Origin of the sequence: Catenulispora sp. GP43, assembly GCF_041260665.1 — a bacterium.
Taxonomy (GTDB): Bacteria; Actinomycetota; Actinomycetes; order Streptomycetales; family Catenulisporaceae; genus Catenulispora.
The window spans coordinates 240,234-263,207 of sequence record NZ_JBGCCT010000005.1 but is presented as its reverse complement, the minus strand read 5'-3'; the positions used below and the strand labels follow the sequence as shown (position 1 = coordinate 263,207).

At 70.3% G+C, this 22,974-nt stretch carries 18 protein-coding genes; 11 read left to right on the top strand and 7 right to left on the bottom strand.

Annotation, left to right across the window (positions count from 1 at the left end; genetic code table 11):
* Nucleotides 1–26: 26 nt before the first annotated feature.
* Both ABH926_RS13330 and ABH926_RS13325 read right to left on the bottom strand, forming a co-directional pair.
* A complete protein-coding gene (locus ABH926_RS13330) occupies nt 27–1,100 on the bottom strand; it encodes an alpha/beta fold hydrolase (protein WP_370365793.1) in 1,074 nt (357 codons plus the stop codon).
* On the bottom strand, nt 1,091–1,822 hold the full coding sequence (locus tag ABH926_RS13325) for an AAA family ATPase (RefSeq protein ID WP_370365792.1): 732 nt from the start codon (nt 1,820–1,822) through the stop codon (nt 1,091–1,093). Before ABH926_RS13325 ends, ABH926_RS13330 begins: the two co-directional genes overlap by 10 nt.
* A gap of 189 nt (nt 1,823–2,011) precedes the next feature.
* Here ABH926_RS13325 and ABH926_RS13320 point away from each other — a divergent pair, with 189 nt between their 5' ends.
* The gene (locus tag ABH926_RS13320; protein ID WP_370365791.1) at nt 2,012–2,467 is read left to right on the top strand and encodes an SRPBCC family protein; all 456 of its coding nucleotides are present in this window, start codon (nt 2,012–2,014) and stop codon (nt 2,465–2,467) included.
* Between the two features lie 42 nt (nt 2,468–2,509).
* On the opposite strand, the gene ABH926_RS13315 is transcribed toward ABH926_RS13320, so the two are convergent.
* The gene (locus tag ABH926_RS13315; protein ID WP_370365960.1) at nt 2,510–3,004 is read right to left on the bottom strand and encodes a TetR/AcrR family transcriptional regulator; all 495 of its coding nucleotides are present in this window, start codon (nt 3,002–3,004) and stop codon (nt 2,510–2,512) included.
* A gap of 246 nt (nt 3,005–3,250) precedes the next feature.
* On the opposite strand from ABH926_RS13315, the gene ABH926_RS13310 reads away from it, so the two are divergent.
* From ABH926_RS13310 to ABH926_RS13295, 4 genes are all read left to right on the top strand, one after another.
* The gene (locus ABH926_RS13310; RefSeq protein WP_370365959.1) at nt 3,251–4,714 is read left to right on the top strand and encodes an MDR family MFS transporter; all 1,464 of its coding nucleotides are present in this window, start codon (nt 3,251–3,253) and stop codon (nt 4,712–4,714) included.
* Nucleotides 4,698–5,360, top strand: coding sequence for an RNA polymerase sigma factor (locus ABH926_RS13305; protein ID WP_370365790.1), 663 nt, complete (start codon nt 4,698–4,700; stop codon nt 5,358–5,360). The genes ABH926_RS13310 and ABH926_RS13305 overlap by 17 nt, the downstream gene beginning before the upstream one ends.
* An 18-nt stretch (nt 5,361–5,378) precedes the next feature.
* Nucleotides 5,379–5,672, top strand: coding sequence for a hypothetical protein (locus ABH926_RS13300; RefSeq protein ID WP_370365788.1), 294 nt, complete (start codon nt 5,379–5,381; stop codon nt 5,670–5,672).
* A gap of 87 nt (nt 5,673–5,759) precedes the next feature.
* Entirely contained in the window at nt 5,760–6,647 is an 888-nt protein-coding gene (locus tag ABH926_RS13295) for an alpha/beta fold hydrolase (protein WP_370365787.1), read from the top strand.
* An 84-nt stretch (nt 6,648–6,731) separates the two neighbouring features.
* On the opposite strand, the gene ABH926_RS13290 is transcribed toward ABH926_RS13295, so the two are convergent.
* Nucleotides 6,732–7,448: a DUF899 domain-containing protein gene (locus ABH926_RS13290; protein WP_370365786.1), complete on the bottom strand. Its 717-nt coding sequence runs from the start codon at nt 7,446–7,448 to the stop codon at nt 6,732–6,734.
* 153 nt (nt 7,449–7,601) lie between these two features.
* Here ABH926_RS13290 and ABH926_RS13285 point away from each other — a divergent pair, with 153 nt between their 5' ends.
* On the top strand, nt 7,602–9,092 hold the full coding sequence (locus ABH926_RS13285; protein ID WP_370365785.1) for a cellulase family glycosylhydrolase: 1,491 nt from the start codon (nt 7,602–7,604) through the stop codon (nt 9,090–9,092).
* Nucleotides 9,093–9,165: 73 nt separating this feature from the next.
* Here ABH926_RS13285 and ABH926_RS13280 read toward each other — a convergent pair whose 3' ends face one another.
* Complete coding sequence (locus ABH926_RS13280) at nt 9,166–10,221, bottom strand: porin PorA family protein (protein ID WP_370365784.1); 1,056 nt, start codon at nt 10,219–10,221, stop codon at nt 9,166–9,168.
* A 293-nt stretch (nt 10,222–10,514) separates the two neighbouring features.
* On the opposite strand from ABH926_RS13280, the gene ABH926_RS13275 reads away from it, so the two are divergent.
* The 5 genes from ABH926_RS13275 (at nt 10,515) to ABH926_RS13255 (ending at nt 17,095) form a co-directional block, all read left to right on the top strand.
* Complete coding sequence (locus ABH926_RS13275) at nt 10,515–10,880, top strand: hypothetical protein (protein WP_370365783.1); 366 nt, start codon at nt 10,515–10,517, stop codon at nt 10,878–10,880.
* A gap of 167 nt (nt 10,881–11,047) precedes the next feature.
* The gene (locus ABH926_RS13270; RefSeq protein WP_370365782.1) at nt 11,048–13,033 is read left to right on the top strand and encodes a hypothetical protein; all 1,986 of its coding nucleotides are present in this window, start codon (nt 11,048–11,050) and stop codon (nt 13,031–13,033) included.
* Between the two features lie 14 nt (nt 13,034–13,047).
* On the top strand, nt 13,048–14,322 hold the full coding sequence (locus ABH926_RS13265) for a S8 family serine peptidase (RefSeq protein ID WP_370365780.1): 1,275 nt from the start codon (nt 13,048–13,050) through the stop codon (nt 14,320–14,322).
* An 85-nt stretch (nt 14,323–14,407) separates the two neighbouring features.
* A complete protein-coding gene (locus ABH926_RS13260; protein ID WP_370365779.1) occupies nt 14,408–15,415 on the top strand; it encodes an SMP-30/gluconolactonase/LRE family protein in 1,008 nt (335 codons plus the stop codon).
* Nucleotides 15,416–15,562: 147 nt separating this feature from the next.
* The gene (locus ABH926_RS13255) at nt 15,563–17,095 is read left to right on the top strand and encodes a GMC family oxidoreductase (RefSeq protein ID WP_370365778.1); all 1,533 of its coding nucleotides are present in this window, start codon (nt 15,563–15,565) and stop codon (nt 17,093–17,095) included.
* Between the two features lie 30 nt (nt 17,096–17,125).
* Here ABH926_RS13255 and ABH926_RS13250 read toward each other — a convergent pair whose 3' ends face one another.
* Together ABH926_RS13250 and ABH926_RS13245 are read right to left on the bottom strand one after the other, a co-directional pair.
* Nucleotides 17,126–19,993, bottom strand: coding sequence for an AAA family ATPase (locus tag ABH926_RS13250; protein ID WP_370365777.1), 2,868 nt, complete (start codon nt 19,991–19,993; stop codon nt 17,126–17,128).
* Between the two features lie 129 nt (nt 19,994–20,122).
* Nucleotides 20,123–22,741 (bottom strand): glycosyl hydrolase, encoded by a 2,619-nt coding sequence (locus ABH926_RS13245; protein ID WP_370365776.1) that lies wholly within the window; start codon nt 22,739–22,741, stop codon nt 20,123–20,125.
* Nucleotides 22,742–22,974: the final 233 nt, after the last annotated feature.

The following is a 22,974-nucleotide window of genomic DNA, read 5'->3' as shown; positions in this document are numbered from 1 at the left end:
GCCCTGCCAGGCCGACGTCCCGAACGTCAGGCGACCGCCTCCGCGGCGTCCGCGATGAGATCGGCGACGGCCTTCGGGTGGCTGATCATCGCGACGTGCGACGAGGTCGGCACCTCGACGATCTTGCGCGCGTTCGCGCGGGTGTACATCCAGCGCTCGCACGCCGGCGGGATCGCCTTGTCCCGGCCCGCGACCAGTCCCCACACCGGGATCGTCTTCCAGGCCGCGGCCGTGGTCGGGAAGACGAACGACTCGGCGTCGAACGGCCGCTGCGTGGCCTGCAGGACGCGGAAGGTCGAGGTGGGGATGTCCGCGGCGAAGGCCGCCTGGCCGTCCTTGGACAGGTACAGGTCGGTCCCGGTCGTACCGTCGGCCTTCGTATACGGCACCGGCACGCTGACCGGCAGGACCTCGCTGCCGGGGAACTTGTTGATGAGGTCGCCCTGCGTCTCGCCGACGTCGGGCACGAACGCCGAGATGTACACCAGGGCCTTGACATTGTCCTTGCCGGCGGCGGCGTTCGTGATGACCGTGCCGCCCATCGAGTGCGCGACCAGCACGACCGGCCCGCTGATGGAGTCCAGCAGGCTGGCGATGTACGGGGCGTCGGTCGGGATGCCGCGCAGCGGGTTCGATCCGCAGATCGTGATGTAGCCCTGGTGCTGCAACTCGGCGATGGTGGCGTTCCAGCAGGACGAGTCGGCGTAGCCGCCGTGCACCAGCACGATCGTGGGCTTCGCCTGCGGCTGCGCGTCACCGGGAGCGCCGGCCGCGGCGGCCGTACCCTCCGCGCCGGCGATCAACGCCGCCGACCCTGCCAACGCTGCTCCGGAGACCAATACTCGACGACGGGAGACATCTGCACTCATGAGCTTCCTCGCTTGATCGATGGGGCGGGTGCGATGGACGCTACGAGGAGTGCTCGTCAGGCTGCTTCCGTAATGTGACGTAGATTCCGGGGCCGCCGGAGTTCGGCGGCCCCGCGACTTCACAGCACGGCCGCCGAAGAAGTCGACCTCGAACAGCCGCCGGTAGTCGATCTCCTCCTGCTCCTCCAGGCGGGCCAGTTCGTCGCCGCGCCCCACGATGCTCACTGGCATGCCGCACCTCTCGACAGAACGACCAGCGCCAAAGGATTGCCGTGCGATTCGGCGACGATGCGGTCCCGCAGCCCGGGATCCACCGTCGCGGGCAGCAGCGCGTCCAGCATCGTCCGGGCGTCGTCCTCGCCGAGGCGCTCCACCCGCAGTTCGGGCAGCCCGGCCAGCAGCCGGCTGTCGGTGGCGGCCAGGTCGTCCGCCGCCGTGGTGGTCATCGCGAAGACCACGGCGACCGCCTCGGCGTCCAGCCGGCGGGCCACGAAGGCCAGGACCGCCGCGGACATCCCGTCGACCCACTGGGTGTCGTCCACGACGCAGACGAGCGGCTCGCCGTCCGCGGCCTCGGCGAACAGGCCCAGCACCGCCAGCCCGATCAGCAGCGGGTTCGGCGAGGCGCCCGCTTCCATCCCCAGCGCGGTGGACAGCGCGGCCCGCTGAGCGGCCGGCAGCCGGTCGAGACGGTCCAGCAGCGGTGCGCACAGCTCGTGCAGGGCCGAGAAGGCGACCTCCGGTTCGGTCTCCACGCCCCCGGTGTGGACTACCTGGCGGGCCAGGGGGTGACCGGTCAGATAGGCGAGCAAGGCGCTCTTCCCGACGCCGGTGTAGCCGCGCAGCACCAGCGCCTGGCTCCGGCCGGCGTGCAGGTCGTGGAGCAGCCGGTCCAGGATCTCCTGCTCCCGGATGCGGCCGTACAGCGGTGCGGCTGAAGGATCACTCGTCACCCCTCCAAGATCCGCTCCGGCGGCCCGGGCCCGCGCCCGTGACGGACCCTGGCCGGGCCCCGGGCCCGCGCGACCAGGGTCCGGTACTGGCTCGACGGAGCCCGCGCCGGCGGGAACCTGGGGCCAGACGGACGAGATCGATTACGGAACCCATTTCGGAACCCATTTCGAAACCCCAGGAGAGCGGCCATGGCGACCATCCACTTCACCGAGAAGACCCTCGCGACCCCCGAGCAGTTCGTGGCGTGCCTCACGGACTTCGGGCCGGGCCGCAAGGAGCTGTTCCCGAACAGCGCCGACGAGTACTTGGAAGTCCATTCCTCCGGCGTGGACCACGCCGACGTCACCGAGGGCTCCGGCGGGGTGTGGGAGCGTCTGAGCTACGACTGGTCCGACCCGCGCCGCGTCGTGATGACCACGACCGACTCCAACATCTGGGGCGGCGCCTCGGGCCACACCTACACCTTCACCCCGCTGCCCGACGGGTCCACGCAGCTGGACGTCGTGGTCGTGCGCGAGGGCAAGAACCTCAAGGGCCGCGTCACCGGCGTGCTGCTGGGCAGCGTCGGCAAGGGCGTGCTGGGCAAGGCGCTGAAGAACACGATCAAGGAGATCGAGACGCGCAACCAGCTGACCCGCGCCTGAACCCCGCCTGAGCCGCGCCTGAGACCCGCCTGAGCCGGCCGATCAGCGGGACGCGCCGCCGATGCCGTGCAGCAGGGTCTCCACCACGACGTCGGCCGCCTGGCCGGGGCTGAGCCCCGGCTGCTCGCGGTTCACCAGGTTCACCAGTTCGGGCAGCAGCGCCCCGGCCCATCTGCCGGGAAGCCCGGGGCGCAGCAGGCCCTCCTCCGTGGCCCGCTCCAGGAACGCGTCGACCTCGTCGACATAGGCGTCGCGGCGCCGGCGGACGGCGTCGTCGCCGAGCATGCGGGACAGGTCGACCGGCCACTTCCGGTTCACCACGATGATGTTCTCGACGTAGCGGTGCAGGGCCACGGGCACCGGCGCCTCGCGCAGCCGCGCGCCCTCGATGGCGCGCCCGATCGCCTCCAAGCGCGCCTCGTAGATCGCTTCGAGCAGCTGCTCCCGGGAGTCGAAACGCCGGTAGACGGTCCGGCGGTCCACTCCAGCCTCCGCCGCGATGGCCGCGATGCTCGCCCCCGGATCGGCGGCGAGCATGCGGGCCCCGGTGGTCAGGACGGCTTCCAGATTGCGTGCTGCGTCGGCTCTCACGGTGCCCGAGTCTAGCGCCTCGCTGTGCAGCATGCGACGGCTATAGCCACATGAGAATGAACACTGCCTTCTTAAGTGCTACAGTCCTGTGACATAAACCAGCTAGGAGGCTTGCACATGCCGACGTCATGGCAGTTCCCCGAATCATCACCCCGTCCAACGCAGACCCGGCCGACAGGCGTCGCCGCCGCGATGACCGCGCTGGTCCTCGCGGTCCTGCTCGCGTCCCTGGACCAGACCATCGTCTCGACCGCCCTGCCGCGCATCGCCGAGGACCTCGACGGCTTCGCCGACATCGCCTGGGTCAGCGCCGCCTACCTGCTCGCCTCGACCGCCGTCACCCCGCTGTGGGGCAAGCTCGGCGACATGTTCGGCCGCAAGCGCCTCTACCTGGCGGCGACGTCGACCTTCCTCACAGCCTCGGTGTTCTGCGGCCTGGCCCAGAACCTGGCCGAGCTCATCGGCGCCCGGGTCCTGCAGGGCGTGGGCGGCGGCGGCATGATCGTGCTGACCTTCGCGCTGGTCGGCGACATCGTCGCGCCGACCGAACGCGGCCGCTACCAGGGCATGTTCGGGTCCGTCTACGGCGTCGCCAGCATCGTCGGCCCGCTGCTCGGCGGCGTCTTCACCGACCACCTCTCGTGGCGCTGGGCGTTCCTGATCAACCTGCCCGTCGGCCTGGTCGCCCTGGCCATCGCGGCACGGGCGCTCCCCAGGGCCACCCGCGGCGCCAAGGCCCGCATCGACTACCCGGGCTCGTTCCTCCTCGCCGCGATGGCCACCGGCCTGGTCCTGGTCACGTCCTTCGGCCAGCGCTGGGGCTGGGGCTCGCCGGCCATCGCCGGGCTGATCCTGGCCACCGTCGCCCTGGCCGCGGTGCTGCTCCCGGTCGAGCGCCGCGCCGCCGCCCCGGTCCTGCCGCCGGCCATGCTCCGGTCCCGGACCGTCGTCTTCTCCTCGCTCATCGCCTTCTTCGCCAACGCCGCGATGTTCTCGGTGCTGGTCTACCTGCCGACGTACCTGCAGATCGTGCACGGCGTCTCGGCGACACTGTCCGGGATCTCGATGCTGCCGCTGGTCGCCGGCCTGGTGGTGAGCCAGTCCCTGGCCGGGCGCTGGGCCGCGCACGTCGAGCGGCTGCGCCTGATCCTGCTCGGGGGCCTGGGAGCGAACCTGGCCGGACTGCTCCTGCTGGGCACCATCGGCGGCGGCACCGGCACCGCGGTGCTGAGTGTCTACTTCCTGATCACCGGCATCGGCATCGGCATGGTGCCGATGGTGGTGCTGACGACCGTCCAGAACAGCGTCCCGGCCTCCGACCTCGGTGCGGCCAGCGCCGTGGTGACCTTCGCGCGCTCCATCGGCGCGGCGTTCGGGGTCGCCGTCTTCGGCACACTGCTCGACACCGGCTTCGCCCACCGCACCCGCAGTCTGCCAACCGTCGGCGGCTTCGACGCGGCACGGCCCGATTCAGTCAGCCACCTGCCCGCCGGTCTGCGGCAGAGCGCATTGGACGCCTTCGCGCATGCGACGGCCACCGGGTATCTGTGGATCGCGCCCGCGCTGGCCGTCGGGATCGGACTCGCCCTGTTCCTCAAGCCCGCGCCGAAGCCCGCGACAACCGATGAGAACGTGGACTATGAGCTCGCTGCCTGACACCGACGCGGAGCTTGTCCGGGCGGCGCAGGCCGGGGACGTCACCGCGCTGGCCCTGCTGCTGGAGCACCACCGGGCCGGGATGCGCGCCGTCGCGTTGAGCATCCTGGGTCCGGGACCGGACGCGGACGACGCGGTGCAGGACGCGGTTCTGGTGGCGCTGCGGCGCATCGGTGACGTGCGGGACCCGGATGCTGTCGGGGCCTGGCTGCGGATGATCGTCCGCAACCAGTGTCGCGGTCGGCTGCGCGAGGCGCGACGCCTTGTGCCGGTTGAGGAATCGGCTCCGCCGCGGGATCCGGCCGCCGGCCCGGAGGAACTGCTCGACCAGCACGCGATGCAGGACTGGGTATGGGAAGCGATCGAGCAGCTGTCCCCGACCTTGCAGCTGCCGCTCGTGCTGCGCCACTTCAGCTCGCAGGTCACGGCGTACGACCAGATCGCGCGGGTCTGCGGAGTCCCGGTCGGCACAGTTCGCAGCAGGCTGAATCAGGCCCGTGCCAAACTCGCCGCCGCATTGGCCGCGACCGCGGAAGCCGCCCACAGCGACGCCCGCACGCGCACCGCGGCGAGCTGGGACGACGCCCGCGACACCCTCGCCACCGCCGAGGCCGGCGCCTTCGAGGCGGTGGTGGCGCAGCGCTGATCGCCCGAGGTGGCGTTGATGTACGGCGCGGCACGCCTTGGTGGCAGGGCCCTGATCACCCGCGCCATGAACTGCGACCTCGCCGCCGGAGTGCGCCAGCGGCCGGTGAACGTGACCGCCGGCCGGTCGCTGGCGGTGTGGGAGATGGACGTCACCAGCCCGCCCGAGGACCCCGGGCACTGCCCGCCGTCCGCGGCGTGGGTGATGGATCTGGACGGCGGCAAGGTCGCCCGGCTGCGGCTTTTCCACCCGCGCCCGATGGCGGAATCGGTAGTGGAGCAACGGCTCGCGGCTCCGGCCGAAGCCGTGTGAGCCGGATCACTTCTCCGGGATCGAACTCGGGCCCGCCTTCCGCATCTTGCCGGTGAACCACTCACCGACAAGATCTGGAGTTCGCTCATGGCCACCCCCTCCGCCGCCCCGCTGACCGAAGGTCCGCACGCCTTCGACGTCGACGGCCTCGCGTTGCGCTATCACGTCCACGGCACCGGACCGGTGTGCGTGGCCGTCCCCGGCGGACCCGGCATCGCCTGGGAGTACCTGCGTTCCGAAGCGCTGGAGCAGCGCCTGACGATGGTCTACCTGGAGCCGGCCGGCACCGGCGACTCCGGCCGCCTCGCCACTCACCCGCACGGCTACACCCGTGACCTGTACAGCCGGCACCTGGCCGAACTGATCGACCGCCTCCCGGTCCCGCGCGTACACCTGCTGGGCCACTCCCACGGCGGATTCGTGGCGCAGCACCACGCGATCCTGCGCCCGGACCAGCTCGCCGGCGTGGTGCTCTACGAGAGCGCACCGGCCACCGGCCCCGAATTCGGCGCCGAAGCCGCGCGCATGGTCTCCGAACTCGCGGAACGGCACGCCGACGACCCGCATCTGCCGGCCGCGTTGCAGGCATTCGCGGAGATCCCGACCATCTCCGACGACGAGTCGACGACGCGCGTGGCCCGCGGGATCATCCCGGCCTACGTCGCCTCGTACTGGGCCGACCCGGAACGCTGGAGCGAGCTCCAGAACAAGATCCGCGCTACCTACATCTCCGGCCTGGACGAGCACGGCGCCCCAGACCCCGTCGACGACCGAGCCGCCCTGCCGACGCTGCGCGTGCCGGCACTGGTGGTGGCGGGCCGCTTCGACGTGATCTGCGGCGTCCGATGGGGCGAGGAACTCAATAGCCTGATCCCGGACTCGCGGCTGCTCATCCTGGAGAACAGCGGACACCTCGGCCACTTGGAGGAGCCGGAGGCGTTCGCGGAGGCTGTCGCAGCCTTTGTCGCCTCCTGACCAAAGCGGGCCGCCGCCGCGACAGCGATGGTCGCGGCGGCGGCCTTCGACGAGCCGAGCCGAACCGAACCGAACCCTGCTTGCTCAGTGGCAGTGGTGTGCGGCGCCGTCGTACGTATCGTGGTGGGGGAACTCAGTGATGTGCAGCTGGCGTCCCAGCGGTGTCAGGTCGAGGTAGGTGTAGGTGCCGACCAGCGCCTCGCAGCCCCGGGCGTAGGCGGAGTAGGTGTGGAAGATCCGGTCGCCGTCCCGGAGGAAGACACTGAGGCCGGGGTTGTCGCCGCTGAGGGCGTAGTCCATCCCCTTCGCCTCCAGCTCGGCCTGGTTCATGTAGTTGTACTCGACCGGGGCGACCTCCGGGTCGCTGGTCACGTGGAAGTCGTAGTTGAAGTCGGAGTCGCAGGAGGAGTACCAAGGCGTGCTCCATCCCATGCGCCGCTGGAACCGGTCGATGTCCGGCCACGGCGCGCGCGTCACCATGACCAGGTTCGTGTCGGCGGCTCCCAGGTGGGCCGGGTGGCCCATGTTGTCGGCGACCATCGAGCAGCTCGAGCAGCCGGCGTCGCCCATCCACATGAAGTGGTAGACGATCAGCTGACGCCGGCCGTCGAACAGGTCGGCCAAGGATGACTCTCCGTCGCGATCCTTGAAGGTGTACGGCTTGACCACCTCGACCATCGGCAGGGCGCGGCGGCGCTCGGCGATCCGGTCCAGCGCGGCGGTGGCCGCCTTCTCCTCCTTGAGCAGTGCGGTCCGGGCTTCGCGCCATTCCTCCTGCGACACGACGGCGGGCAGTTCCACGGCGGTCTCCCTAGGGCTCGTCCTGTGAATCAGTAGCCTTACTCACTGGAAGTTAACGACGCTCACGCTGCGCGGCAAGGAACCGCCGGCCCCTTCAAAACATGAATGATCCTCAGTACCGTGCCCCCCACCGATCCTTTCGTGGGAGGTCACATGCGAACACCCGCACGTCTGCGTTTCCGTCTCGCCGCCACGGCCCTCGCGGCGACAGTCGCGGCCGTCGTCGCTCTTCCCGGCGCGGCGCGCGCCGCTCCGCCCGCACCGGCTCCGCTGTCCGCGTTGTCCGTGCCCGGGACCGTGGTCACGCCGGACGGTGTCACCCGGCTGGCCGACTCCTCCGGCCGGGCCCTGGACCTGCGCGGCTTCAACCTCGACAAGTACGACGAGTCCACGCCGGATGACATCCGGGCCATCGCGGAACGCGGATTCAACCTGATCCGGCTGGACATCACCTGGGCCCGGCTGGAGCCGGCTCCGGGCGTGTACGACGACGCCGCGATGGGGCGCATCCAGCAACTGATGTCGGCAGCAGACCGGTACGGCTTGCGCGTCCTGGTCGATTTCCACCAGGACGTTTACGGGCCCTACTTCGGCGGCGGCCAGGACGGCATCCCGGCGTGGGCGACCCGGGACGACGGACTGCCGTTCACCCCGATCCCCGACGACTGGTTCAGCGAGTACTTCGAGCCCTCGGTACAGGCGGCGTTCCGGCACCTCTACGACGACGCGGATCTGCGGGCCGCCCAGACGGCGTTCTACCAGCACGTCGCCACGGCGCTGCGGTCGCATCCGAGCCTTCTGGGCTATGACCTCTTCAACGAGCCGAGCGGCCCCGCGCTCGGCGACCCGTCCGATCCCGCGGTGCTGATCGCCTCCTCGCGAGCGCTGGAGCAGGGCCGGCTGCAGGAGATGTACAAGCGGCTGATCTCCGCCATCCGGAAGGCGGATCAGCAGTCCTGGCTGTTCGTGGAACCGACGGTGTTGGTCGGGGAAGGCGTGCCGACCGCGCTGCCGGGCTTCACCGACCCGCGTGCCGGGGTGTCCCGGATCGGGTACGCGCCGCACTTCTATGACACGGCCGTCGAAGACGGGCAGGACTGGAACCCGACGGACGGCTTCGTCGACAACTACGTGGCCGCCATCACCGCCTACCCGAAGGCGCACGGGATGCCGGTGATCGTGGGCGAGTGGGGCGAGAACACCAGCACGCCGGGGAACGCGGCCCTGATCGTGGCCCAGATGAAGGCGATGCCGTCGTTCGCGACCGGGTGGACCCGCTGGTACTGGGGTTTGGGGACCGGCGGGTACGCGCCGCTGGACAAGGCCGGGAACCCGCTTCCGGGCGAGGCTCCCATGTTCGTGCCCTTCGCATCGGCGGTGGCCGGCACTCCCACTGATTCGGCTTTCGACTCCACGTCCGGCACCTACACCCTGAGCTACACACCGAGCCGGAAAGCCTTGCCAGTCACCGAAATCGTGCTGCCCGGCACCGTCTATCCGGACAACGCCACCGTCTCGGTGTCCGGCCGGGCAGTGGCCGTGACGATTCCGCCGACCGGGTCGAACACGGCGGGAAGAGTGCTGGTCTTCGCCACCGGCGCGACGCACGGAGGCTCCATCACGGTCACCGTACGCCGACGCTGAACATCTTCGTGGCGGCGACTCGGACGAACACAGTCGCCCGCAGTCGCCGCCACAAGACCAGCCAGATGCCGGTTCACTCTTCCTTAGCGCTCGTTTCCAACGGCGCTGGCCCTTCGGCTCCACCATCCACAGCCGCGACCCGCCCGCGACGGCCCACCATCACCGCGCCGACGATGAACGCCAGGGCGAGGATCGTCAGGGCCAGCGGGGCCACAGTGCCCTCCCACAGCAGCTGCGACTGGTCGTCCTTCGACTGCTTGACCGCGTCCGCGATCCCGGCCGGCGACATCTTGGTGTCGACGTCCAGGACCGCTGTGAGCGGCACCGTCCCCAGCTTCGACTTCATCTGCGCGGTCACCGTCTGGTGCGCGTCGGCGTCGACGGTGGTGCCGGTCAGCTGGTCCACGTACATCGTGGTCTTCGTCGTCGACGTGTACGTCAGCGGCACCAGTACGCTGTCGCCGCCCGGCGGCAGCAGCGCCGCCAGGGCACTCTGCATGTCCGGAGCCATCGTCGCGGCCAGTCCCTTGAGCACGGAGACCGGGACCGCCGGCGGCAGCTGCTTCAGCGTCCCCGGGTCCTTCAGGGCGCCGGAGACGTCCACGGTGTACACGTAGGTGGACCGGCCCACGTGGCTCTCGCTGCGCACGTACTTGGCGGTGGCCTGCGTGGCGGTCGCCCCGTCCCACCACGGATAGTCGTGCTTGCCCGGAGAGAAGGCGAAGCCCACAGCCAGTCCCTGGTGCGCGTCGGCGTCGACCCCGGCCGGCGCGGTGGCCGGCATCAGAGTCTTGCGATCGACCGCCCACGTCGAACTCGGGTTGCCGAGCACCCCGCCGGCACCGCTGATCGCGGTCACATCCGACAGGACCGCGACATCGCCGTGCATACCGATCGCCTTGACGGTCTCCACCGCCGTGAACGGCGCACCCTTGACGAACGCGTGCGCCAGATCCCCGCCGGCCACAGCCTGCTGATCGAGATAGGACGCCGTCCCGGCATACCGGGTGACGGTGTTCTGGTCGCTCTGAACGCGCTCGGCATCCGGCACGAGCTTGAACCGGATCACCCCGGCGACGGCACCACACACCACGGCACCAGCGACGAACGCGAGAACTGATCTACGCATGTTTATCGATTCCTGACGAGCCCGGGGACAGGGAAGAAGCGCACGGAACCGGCTTCTGTGACCGTCGTCACAGCGAGCCGTGTCCGGAAGGGTAATCCCAGCTACCCGCCAGTAGGAAGAGGTGAGCTGAAGAATTCTCACGTTGCTTGGTCCACCGGCGCGATCCGCCCCTTCGCCGGACCCTGTCCGGCCCGCCACTTTCGGGTGACCCGGCGTGTCGCTGCCCGGGCGGCCGGAAGCCGCGGTACAGACTCAAGTGGATCTTGATCTGGAACCAGGGAAGAGGTACGACCATGCGAGTTGGCAAGATCGTCGCCGCCGTGTTCGGCGCCGGGATGCTCATCGCGGCGACCCCCGTCGCCGCGAACGCCGCGAACGCCGCGGGCACCGCGACCGGCGGGTTCAGCTACCGGTACATCGACGCCGCCGGTTCGGCCCAACAGGGCCTCCTGATGGACCCGCCCAGCCAGGAGTGCGTCACGCTGCCGCAGGTCGCGGATCCCGACACTTCGGCCCCCGCGGACTCGCCGCTCAACTTCACGGACGCGGCGGCCATCGTCTTCACCGGCCCCGGCTGCCGGGGCGACTCCTTCCGCCTCCAGCCGTTCACCGGCCACGGCAGTGAGCGCTTGAAGCTGCGTTCGGTGCTCTTCGTCTAGCGAAGCCGCGGCGGTCGCGTCTCGCTTCGTGAAACATGAGAGTACGAATATAAGAACACGCATAACTTTTTGCCCCCTCCAGGGCGTCGGTACTCAAGAGGCACAAGGCTCCGCGTGTGGGCACATCCACACGCCGGAGCCGATCCGACGATCTGGAGGAACCACTTGTGCTAGCACGCATCCGCCGCGTCCCGACCCTGGCGGCGGCCATGGCTCTGGGCCTGGCCACCGCCGCCGGCAGCGCCGCGGCGACCGCGCCGCCTCCCGTTTCCAGGCCGGGGATCTTCCCTGCTCACCCGGCCACAGCGCCACAGACCACCACCTTGCCGAACGGCGACCGCGTGATGGTCAGCGGCTCCGGCCCCACCGCGACCGTCACGGTGCTGGATCCGAGCGGCAAGACCGCTCCGGCCGTGCGCTACGCACCGGACGCGCAGCACGCCTATGTCATCCCCGACTCGGTGACGACCGCGCCGGCACAGTTCGTGGCATCGCAATACGAGATTCCGGCGCTGGAGGTGGCGAGCGCCCCCGCGGCGGTTCCGTACTACCCGCTGCACATCCTGCAGATCAACGGCGTGGACTCGGACGGAGCCGGTGCCAGCGGTCTGACCTTCCTGACCGACGTGGACGACGCCCACCGGGTCTCCCTGCCCCCGATCCCGCTGACCAACGGCGTGGCGCGGCTCGCGGTGCCGGCCGGCCACTACTCGGCCACCACCATCTACGCAACCTTCGACGCGGCGGGGAACAACACGTCGGCGCACATCGTGACGAACACTGATATCACCGTCGCCGACACCGGCGTGAGCACCGTGACCGCCGACGAACGCCTGGCGACCGTGCCGCTGACGGCGAAGACGCCCCGGCCCACGGTCAACGACAACGACCTCATCCTGTTCACCCGCACCGACCTCACAGGACAGCCCAGCACCCTGTTGGCGGGCTCCGCCGGACCGACCTACGTCACCCCCACCGCCCCGGCGCAGGTCGGCGGATTCGCGTTCCAGCTGATCAGCTGGGGCGGTTCGAACCCGGCCGGCAGCGCGGACCACTACCGCTACGACCTGATGTACCCGGCCGCCGACCACATCGACGCGAACCAGAGCTACCCGGTCGACGCCTCGAAGTTGACCACGATCCACAACACCATCGACACCGACCCCGGCAACACCAGCCACCAGGGCCTGTACATGAACGCGATGTCCGGACCGCAGCTCGGCGGCTTCGGCATCGGCTACGTCATCCCGGTCCCGGAGCGCCTGACCACGTACTACAACGCACCGCTCGACGGCGTGGGCATCTCGCAGTCCGCCGCGAACGAACCGCCGTCCCGCTACTCCCAGTACACGGCCTTCGGCACCGACGCGCCGGCCTACGCCGGTCCGACCGTGATATCGCGGACCTGGGGTCACGGCCCGCTGGCCCCGCAGGTCGGCCAGTACCAGGCCCCCACCTGGTGTCGGTCCTGCGCCGACGGCGACACGGTGGCGCTCGGGCTGAACGAAGTCCAGGACAGCTCGCCGGACAGCTTCGGCGGCTTCTCGTACCAGAACGTCAGCAACGTGACCGTTTACCGCGACGGCACCCAGGTCTTCTCGGGCGTCGGCTACGGCGGCACCACCCTCACCGGCCAGTCGCAGCAGCCCGGCACCTACCGCATGGTGTACGACGAGGACCTCTCCGGGTCCCCGCTCACCCAGTCCACGGCGACGCACACCGACGTCACCGTGCCCTACAACCCGACGGCGGACGCGCAGTGGGCCCTCCCCGCCGCCGACACCTGCTACGTGCAGAGCAGCAGCACGACGGCGTGCTCGGTGCTGCCGGTGCTGAACCTGAACTACCAACTGGCCAGTGACGACATGAACACCACCCACGGCCCGGTGGCCGCGATGCTGCTGAACGTCGGCCACCAGTCGTACGGCGGCGTCGGTTCGCAGGCGGCGATCACGGGCGCGACGGTGTCGGTGTCCTACGACAAGGGTGCGACCTGGACGGCGGCCTCGGTGGTTCCGGCCGGTCAGGGCCACTTCGCCGTGCTGTGGAAGAACGGCGCGAAGGGTGCCACGCCCTGGCTGAAGGTCACCGCCACCGACACGCTCGGCGGCTCGATCAGCCAGACCATCGCCAACGCCTACACCATCGGCTGAGGGGGACCAGGAACATGCCTCGAATAGGAAACCACCGGCTGTACGGGGTGCTGGGGGCCACTGTGCTGGCCGTCGGCACGATCGCGGCCGCGGTGACGCCAGCCAACGCCAGCACCGCCACCGCCACCGTCACCGCCGTCCACAGCAAAACCTCGGCCAACGTGAAGAACGTGTGCGCCGCCGCCAAGCCCGGCTTCGACCGCTGCTTCGCCCAAGCCCGCACCGATGTGCATGAGCCCGCACACATCGGCCGGGTCGGCGCCGCGAACGCGGCTGCCGCCACCCTGCCGGCCGGTTTCGGCCCCGCGGACCTGCATTCGGCCTACAACCTGCCGTCCACCGGCGGCGCCAACCAGACCGTGGCCATCGTCGACGCCGGCGATGACCCCACCGCCGAGGCAGACCTCGCGGTCTACCGCTCCACCTACGGACTGTCGGCCTGCACCACCGCCAACGGCTGCTTCACCAAAGTCAACGAACAAGGCACCACCACCCCGGTGCCGGCCGACCAGGGCTGGGGCGTGGAAATCGCCCTGGACCTGGACATGGTCTCCGCCGCCTGCCCGCAATGCAAGATCCTGCTGGTGGAAGCCGACCAAGCAACCGGCGACGACCTCGGCAAATCCGTCGACACCGCCGTCAAACTCGGCGCCACCGAAGTCTCCAACAGCTACGGCGCCACCGAATCCAGCGTCACCCCCGCCGACACCGCCTACTACACCCACCCCGGCGTGGCCATCGTCGCCTCCTCCGGCGACAGCGGCTACGGCATCCCGGCCGAACCAGCCGTGTTCTCCTCGGTGATCTCCGTCGGCGGCACCTCACTGACCAAAGCCACCAACACCCGCGGCTGGTCCGAGACCGCCTGGCAAGGCGCCGGCTCCGGCTGCTCCGCCTGGGTCGACAAGCCCACGTGGCAGACCGACGCCAACTGCCCCGGCCGCATGGTCGCCGACGTCGCCGCCGACGCCGACCCGCAAACCGGCCCCGCCATCTACGTCACCGACACCCCCGACCTGGAAGGCCTACCCTCCGGCTGGAACGTCGTCGGCGGCACCAGCGCCTCCTCCCCCTTCATCGCCGGCGTCATCGCCCTAGCCGGCAACCCCGCCAAGTACAACAACGCCTCCGCCTTCTACGCCCCCGGCGCCAAGGCCGGACTGAACGACGTGGTCAGCGGCAACAACGTCACGTTCCAGGACTGCGGCGGCGACTACCAGTGCAACGCCGTCACCGGCTACGACGGACCCACCGGAATCGGCACCCCCAACGGGATCTCCGCGTTCTGATCGTCTGCTGGCATCGCCATGCCAAGGCATGGCGATGCCAGCGGGCGCAGCGCCCCGCAAACTCGAGTATTGAGAAAGAGCAAAAATGAGCAGCTTCACCACCACTCGTCAGCGGCTCCAAAGACTCGCGGCCATCGCCGCCTGCGGTCTGTGCCTCACCCTCGACTCCGTCACCGCGGCGGGAGCCGCGACGTGGCCGGTCAGCGACCCCCACGTCATCACACAGTTCTCGTTCACCGACGAACAGACTCCCGAGAACATCGCCCTCGAGCCGGACGGCACAGCCGACCTCAGCCTGTCCTACAAGGACCAGATCGTGCGGGTCGGCCTGGACGGCTCCGTGAAGCAGACGATCCCGCTGCCGTCCTCGCCCGACACCGGGTGCGCCTTCGGCAAGCACACCAGCCTGGCCATGGGCCTGGTCCGCGACCACCGGGGCGACCTGTACGCCCTGCTGTGCACAGGCGACTCCCGCCAGGGCGTCTGGCGCATCACGCCGCAGGGCGTGCAGACCCAGATCGCCGCGCTGCCGGCCACCGGCTTCCCCAACGGGATCGCCTTCGACGAGCAAGAACGCTACCTCTACGTCACCGACTCGCTGCTCGGAACCATTTCCCGGGTCGACCCGCGCAGTCATGCCGTCAGCACCTGGTCCGACGACTCGAGCCTGGCCTCGACGGGCGTACTCGGTGTGAACGGCATCAAGGTCCACGACGGCGCGCTCTACGTCACCAACACCGACCGGGGCACGCTCCTTCGCATCCCGATCCGCGCCGACGGCTCGCACGGCTGCATCGAAACCCTCGGCAGCGGCCTGACCGGCATCGACGACATCGCCTTCACCAGCCCGCGCCCCGACGCCGACATCCTGGTCGCCCTCAACACCCAGAGCCAGGTCGACCTCTTCGATCCGGCCACCCGCACCGCGACCCCCGTCCTCACCAAGGCCGACAATCTGTCGAACCCCAGCTCCGCCGCCGTCCGGGGCGACACCGTCTATGTCGCCAGCGCGGGCTACTTCACCAAGAGCAACCCCAACCTCCTGGTCGCGCACCTCGAGCAGACGCACACCGCCGCCGGCTCGGGCCGCTGAAGCCCCGCCAATGCCGCCCTGGCCGTCACATGACTGAATACGCGCGCGCCCCTAATGTGACCGTCATACGACGGATCCGCCAAGGGGTTCGGTGCGGAGATGCTCGATAGAGCCCTTCGAACCGCCACCGAAAGCAGTGACCCACGCATGAGCAGCCCCCTCTCGCGGATATCCGGCTACGACTACCTCATCATCGGCGGCGGATCCGCCGGCTGCGTGCTCGCGGCACGCCTGTCCCAAGACCCTGACACCCGCGTCCTGCTCCTGGAGGCCGGCTCCGCGAGCCTGCCGGCCGCGGTCGGGAATCCGCCGGCCTGGCCGTCGCTGGTCGCCTCGGAAGCCGCCTGGGGCGACAAGACCACCGTCCAGCAGGCATCCGGCACGCCGATAGCGCTTCCGCGCGGCAAGGGACTCGGTGGTTCCTCGGCCATCAACGCGATGGTGTTCGCCCGCGGGCACCGCTCCAGCTACGACAGCTGGGGTGACCACGGCGCCAAGGGCTGGACCTTCGACGACCTGCTGCCGTATTTCCAGCGCAGCGAGACCGCGGCGTCCGGCGCGCCGGGCCGCGGGGCCGACGGTCCGCTCACCGTCGGCCCCGCCGCCGAGCCCAACGACGTCCTGCTCGCCTGCCTCGCCGGCGCGGTCGAGACCGGATACCGCCGGGCCGGCGACATCAGCGGAGGCCTGGAAGAAGGCTTCGCCCCGGTGGACCTCAACATCGTCGACGGGCGCAGGCAGAGCGCCGCCGACGCCTACCTCGCGCCGATCCTCGCGCGCCCCAATCTGGACGTCGTCACCGACGCGATGGCGCGCAGGCTGGTCTTCGAAGGACGCCGCTGCACCGGCGTGGAGTACGACCACGCGGGCAGCCGTCGCTACGCCGCGGCCGCCCGGGAAGTGGTGCTGGCCGCGGGGGCCATCGGATCCGCGCAGTTGCTGCTGTTGTCCGGCATCGGGCCCGAACAGGTCCTGCGCCAGGCCCAGGTGGACGTCTTCCACGCCCTGCCCGGAGTGGGGCAGAACCTGCACGATCACCCGCGCGCGAACCTCGTCTACCGCACGATGCGCACAGTGCCCGCGGCGCACAACAACCACGGCGAGATCATCGGCCTGCTGCGCAGCACGCCCGCCGGCGATGCGCCGGACCTGCAGATCATCTTCATCGACATCCCGGTCCCCAACCCGGTCGCCGCCGTGGAGAACGGCTTCACGATCGGCGTCTCGCCGATGCGTCCGGCCAGTCGCGGCACCCTGTCCATCGCCTCCGCCGACCCGTACGCGCCGCCGGTGCTCGACCCCGGCTACTTCACCGATCCGGCGGACGTCCAGGTGGTGCTGGCCGGCATCGCGGCGGCGCGGCAGATCGCCGACTCGGCGGCGCTGGACGCATGGGGCGTCGAGGAGGCGAGTCCCGGGCCGCTGGTGGTCGACGAACGCTCGCTGCGGGCATTCGTCCGGAGCTCCTTCGGCTCCTACTGCCACCCCGTCGGCACCTGCATGCTCGGTGAGGACGCGATGTCCGTCGTCGACTCCGAACTACGGGTCCACGGACTGGACGGCCTCCGCGTCGCCGACGGCTCCGTCATCCCCGCCATCCCGTCGAACAACACCAACGCCACGGTCTACGCGATCGCGGAACGAGCCGCGGAACTGATGCTCGGCGGCGCGGGCTCCTGACTCGCGGGTGCCGCTTTGCCCGGTCCCATCTCAACGGTCGGCGCCGGGCAACGCCCCGACGAGCTCCCTCCGGGAGGAGATCCCCAGCTTGGCGAACGTCTTTCCGAGGTGCCACTCCACGGTGCGCGGGCTCAGGAACAACTGCGCACCGATCTCAGCGTTCGAACGTCCGGCGGTGACCAGCCGGGCGATCTGGGTCTCCTGCGGGGTGAGCACCGGCGCGCCGACCGTGCTGCGCTTGCGGACCGTCTCGCCGGTGGCGAGCAGTTCCCGGCGGGCACGCTCGGCGAACACGTCCATGCCCATCGTCGTCGCCGCTTCGTGCGCGGCCCTCAGCTCGGTCCGGGCTTGGCCGCGCCGGTTGCGGCGGCGCAGCCATTCGCCGAGCAGCAGCCGGGACCGGGCCTGGAGGACACCGAGTTCGCCGCGGTCGAAGTGGGCGATCGCTTCGCGGTAGTGGCGTTCCGTCTCTGCCGCCTCGCCGGCTTGGTCACCGTCGTCGGCTCCGTCGCTCCCGTCGGCGTTGTCAGCCGCGTCGGCCCCGTCGGCCCCGTCGGCCCCGTCCGTCTCGTCGGCGATCGCGGGCGCTCCGGTGAGGGCCTGGGCGAGCGCGTGGACGCCGAGGGCCCACGGCGTCCCGGCCTGAGCCCACTCCGCCAGCCCGTCGCACGCCTCGACGGCCGTCGCGCGGTCGCCCACCCGCACCGCCGCCTCGACGAGTTCGGTCCGCGCCCAGTTGTGCAGGGCGAAGTCCCGATACTCCAAGCCCTTGCGGGCCGCCTCCAACGCGAGCGGGTAGTTCCCCAGGCTGTTATGGAGCACCGCACGTGCGAAACCCGCCAGGGCGAGCAGGCGTCCCGTGCCGCGTTGGACCGCGGCGCGTTCCAGCGCCTCGACCCGGCCCAGCGCCTGTTCCTCCCCGCCCCGGTACACGCCGAGCATGGCCGTGGCGAGCGTGGAGCCGGTCAGGCCCATGGCCTCCTCGGCGGCCGCCGCCTCAAGGATCAGGCCCCGGGTCTCGGCGAACCGCCCGGCGTGGTTCAGGGCGATGATCCGGTAGGTCAGCGCGGTCGGGATCAAGGACAGTGTGCCGGTGGATCTGGCGAGGTCGGCCGCGCGCTCGGTGATGCTCAGACAGGCCTGCAGGTCGCCCAGCTCCAGACCGGCGGCCACCGCCAGCCACAGCATCCCCGGGTCGGCGTTGGTGTCGGCGGCGTACGCGTCCAGCACCTGCCGCAGGAACGGGGCCGCAGCCTGGGGACCATCGCTGTACCAAACGACGAACGCGCGCAGGAAGCTTCCGGCCATGTCGTCGCCGGACGGCAGCTCACGCGCGGCCTCGACGGTCTGCCGCATGCTGTCCGGATCCAGCCGGCCGGCCCACATGGCCGCGCCGATCGCCGACAAGCAGGTCTCGCGCGCGGCGGCCGGGTCGAGCTCGCGGAGCTGGGCGGTCGCGGCCAGCAGCGGCTGCACCGCACGGGGCCCGGGGTTGATCATGTACGACGCCTTGGCCCGCAGCCGCGCGGCCTCGGCCTGCTGCCACCGGTCCACCGGTCCCAGCTCGGCGGCCGCGAGCAGGTCCGGCACCCGGGCCGGGGCGCCGGCGGCGAGGTGCGCCGACGCGGCGGCCAGCGCGCGCCGGGACCGGTCCTTCGCTTCCGGGGTGAGCGCGGCGGCCCGTTCCAAGAACGAGGCGGCCGCGGCGCGGCCGCCGCGCGCCAGCGCCCGGTCGGCGGTGCGTTCCAGGGCGGCGGCGACGTCCTCGTCGGGTCCGATCGCGGCATGCGCCCGGTGCCAGGCCCGCCGGTCCGGGTCGCGCTCGGCGTCGGTGGCCGCGGCGAGCGCGCTGTGCACCGCACGCAGCGTGCCGGCGTCGGCGTCGCGCCACACGGCCGAACGCACCAACGGGTGCCGGAACCGCACCGACGCACCCATTTTGAGCAGGCCGGCGGCCTCGGCCGGCGCGGCGGCGTCCGGCTCGATGCCGAGCAGCTTGACGGCCCGCCACAACAGCGGACCGTCGCCGACCGGCTCCACAGCGGCGGCCAGTAGCAGCATGCGGGTGTCTGCGCCCAGCGCGTCGATACGACGGCGGAACCCGGCCTCGACCCTGGTGGACAGCGACGCCACACCCAGCCCGCCGAACCCGAACGCCAGCTCCGCCGACGACAGGCCGCGGGGCAGCTCCAGCAAGGCCAGCGGATTCCCGCCGGTCTCGGCGATGATCCGGTCCCGCACCCGATCGTCGACCGGCGCGGACAGCACCGAGTCGAGCAGGGCCCGAGCCTCGGCATCGGCCAGCCCCCGCACCGGAAGCTCCGGCAGTCCGGTGACCCCGGTCCCGTCGTCGACGTCGAGGATCCGCTCGGCGAAGACCAACGCCACCGATTCGGCCTCCAACCGGCGCCCGACGAAGGTGAGAATCCGTTGCGACATCAGGTCGAGCCACTGGGCGTCGTCGACCAGGCAGAGCAAAGGGGACTCGGCCGCCGCCTCGGAGAACAGGCCGAGCACGGCCAGCCCGACCAGCAGCATCTCCGGCGGATTGCCCGCACTCAGGCCGAACGCGACGCGCAGCGCCTCCTGCTGCACCGGCGGCAGCCGGTCGACGTGCGACAACAGCGGGGCACAAAGACTTTGCAGGGCGGAGTAAGCGAAATCGGACTCAGCCTCGACACCTGCCGCCCGGACGACCTGCATTTGCCCGGCCTGCGTAGCCTGCGCGGCCAGATAGTCGAGCAGCGCCGACTTGCCGATGCCCGCCTCGCCCCGGAGCACCAGCACCCGACTGCGTCCCTGCCGCACCTCGCGCAGCAGGCGGTCCAGTTCTTCCCGCTCCCGGCTGCGCCCGAGCAGTTGGTCCTTCGCGGCCTGTGAGATGGGGTCTTCGTTCACCGGTGTGTTTCCTGGTACGGGTCCCCTGACGGGGAGCTTTACCCTCATCCTAAAAGGAGTGCGGTGTCCCCCGAGGCCGGGGGACACCGCACTCCTCATTTCATAAGCGGCAGAAACGGGACCTCAGTCTTACGACACCCGCATCTTCCAGATACCGCGTCCGTGCGTGGCCGCGTACAGGTACCCGTCCGGGCCCAGCTCCAGCTGGAGCGTGGCGTTGGTCGGCAGGCCGTTGCCCAGGACGCTCCAGCAGGTGGAGTGCGGGGCCTGGTAGAACACGCCGAGGTCGGTGGCCAGCGCGATGCCGCCGTGCGGCATGATCTGGATCGAGTCGGCCGGGACGTCCGGCAGGTTCGCCGAGATGTCCTTCCAGGTGGTGCCGCCGTCGTGGCTCTCGAAGATGTGGCCGACGGCCGCGCCCGGGCCTTCGGTCCACTTCCGGGAGAAGCCGCTGACCGCGACGTACACGTGGTTGCTGTCGCTGGGGTCGATGGCGATCGAGGACAGGTAGCGGTTCGGCAGGACGCTGCCGTCGGCCGGCAGGTTCAGCTGGTGCCAGCCGGTGCCGTCGGCGTTGCCGACCGCGATGCCGCGGCTGAAGCCGACGCTGTTGCAGCCGCCGCCGCACCACGCCGCGTAGATCTTGCCGCCGGAGTCCGCAACGGCGGACGCGTCGTTGCCCGCGCCCAGGTCGTAGACGTCGGTCCAGTCCGAGGTGGAGCGGATCGCGTAACCCTTGGTCTGCACGGCGATGTGCTGGCCGCCGGCGACCCAGGTGTTCGAGTTCTTGGTGTCCGCGGTGAACGGCGCGGTGAAGCGCGCGGTGCCGTTGACACCGTCGTTCGGCGGCACGTTGTACTCGGTCGCGGTCGAGGGGTCGGTGGAGACGTTCTGCCCGCAGTCGTTGGTGACCCAGATCGACTCGTTGGTGTACTCCTCAGCGATGTTGCAGCCGTTCTTCGGGTCGACGAGGGTGTCGCCGCCGTCGCCGCCGAAGTTGGAGCCCATCACCGAGTCGCCGTTGCGCAGGATCGACTGGCCGTTGTCCTGCAGACCGCCGGAGACCGCGACGCCCTTGCCGGACGGGTCGGCGCCGACGCCCACCGAGTAGTACTGCAGCGTGTCGATGGTGCCGTCGTTGAGCGACTGCCAGTCGGCGGCGTGACCACCGGCATCCAGCACGCCGTTCACCGGCCGCTTGTACGCGCCGCCGTCGTTGCCGACGACCACGTAGCTCTTGCCGCCCATGCTGCCGATCGCCACGGCGTGCTGGTCGGAGTGGGTGGTGGGGCTGCACGTACCGGTCTGCTTGGTCGGGTCGATCGACCAGCAGGGGTAGGTGAAGTTCCAGTACGGGCCGACCGTGTTCCACGTGGCGCCGGCGTCGTGGGACTCGTAGACCTCTTCCAGACCCATGTAGACGTGGTTCGGGTCGTTGGGGTCGACCTGCAGGAACTGGTTGTACCATGCCTGCACGCCGGGGTTGTAGGTGGCGCCGGTCTCGGCCGAGCCGTCGGCCTCCAGCTTCGGCGAGTCCGCCAGCAGGGTCCACGGCCCGAACGGCGTGCCGTTGGAGACGTAGACACCACCGAGCGTGGACTGCGCGCTGGTGATCTTCGTCGGGTCCTGGTTGATGGCGTAGAACTTCGAGCCGTCCGCGGACCGCGCGAAGGTCACCGCGCCGACGTTGGCCGGCGTCGTCGGCAGGTCGCCGAGCGAAGTGGTGATCCGCGTCCAGGTGCCACCGGACTTGGTGTAGAAGCCGTTGTAGGTGTCACCGCTGCGCCACCCGATGGCCGCGATCAGCTTGGTCGGGTCCTTCGGGTCGGCGGTGATGTCGTTGACGATGTTCTTGTACGGCGCGGCCGGGTCAGTGGCCTGCGACTGGCCGGGCAGGTAGCTGGGGTTCGGGGCGAACTCCAGCTTCCACGCCCCGCGCAGGTCGTTCAGCGAGTGCGAGTAAAGACCGCGCGTCGTGGCCGCGTAGACCGTGTCGCCGATGAAGCGGATCTTGCGGATGCTGGTCGACTCCAGCTCCGAGCCGCCCACCCGGTCGCGCGTGGAGAACGTGCCGTTCGCGGGGTGCGAGAGCACGTACACGCCGGAGCCGGTGAACGTGTCAGAAGCCGTGTTCGCCTCGCCGGTGGCGTACCAGAGGCGCCCGGCCGCGTCCAGCTCCAGGTCCCCGGTCGACTCCGCCGGCAGCGCGTTCGAGATCGGGGTCCAGTTGCCGCCGCCGGTGGACGAACGCCACACGCCGCCGTTCGCCGCGCCGGCGTAGACGTGGCCGGAGTTGTCCGCCGCCAGACCGGTGATCCGGCCGGTGACGTTGCCCGCGCCCCCGGAGGAGTTCGAGTCGTAGTCGCGGTAGCGCGGGTCGTCCGAGTTGTAGGGCGTCGTGGTGACCGGCTTCCACGTCGGCCCGTAGTGGGACATGGATTGCATCTGCTGCCAGGCCGCGCCGTACGCGCCGGGCGCCACCACGCCGGGCGCGCTGCGGGCGGCGAAGTACTCGTTGTCGGCCTGGTTCGGGTCGTCGACACCGCCGTCGTCGCTGCCGGGAGGGCCGCCGATGGCCGAAGCACGAATGTGTCCCGTAGAAGGAGCGGTGCTGATCGCGTGCGGCCGGTTATGGTTCTGCGCGGCTCCGATGCTCGCGGCGGACGCCTGCGGGCCGGTGAGGGCCAGCGCTAAGGCCGCACAGGCTGCTCCGATCGGGAGCAGGCCGAGTCGTGAGGCAGTTCGCATGCCGTGGGTCCCAACCTTTCGAGGAATGGTGAAGGTTGTGCCTGCGCAGCGTTCCATGTGCAATGGCACCTTGAAGAGACCTGAGATGGTCAAGATTTGGTAAAGTAGGGTCCTGATTAGGTGTTGTATGTGCCGCGACAGGCCGCAATCGTACGCCCGCCTCGGCAGGCGACCGGGGATTTGCCGGTGGTTCACGCCAACGGCGGACGGTCGTGTCCACCGCTGTCAGCGGT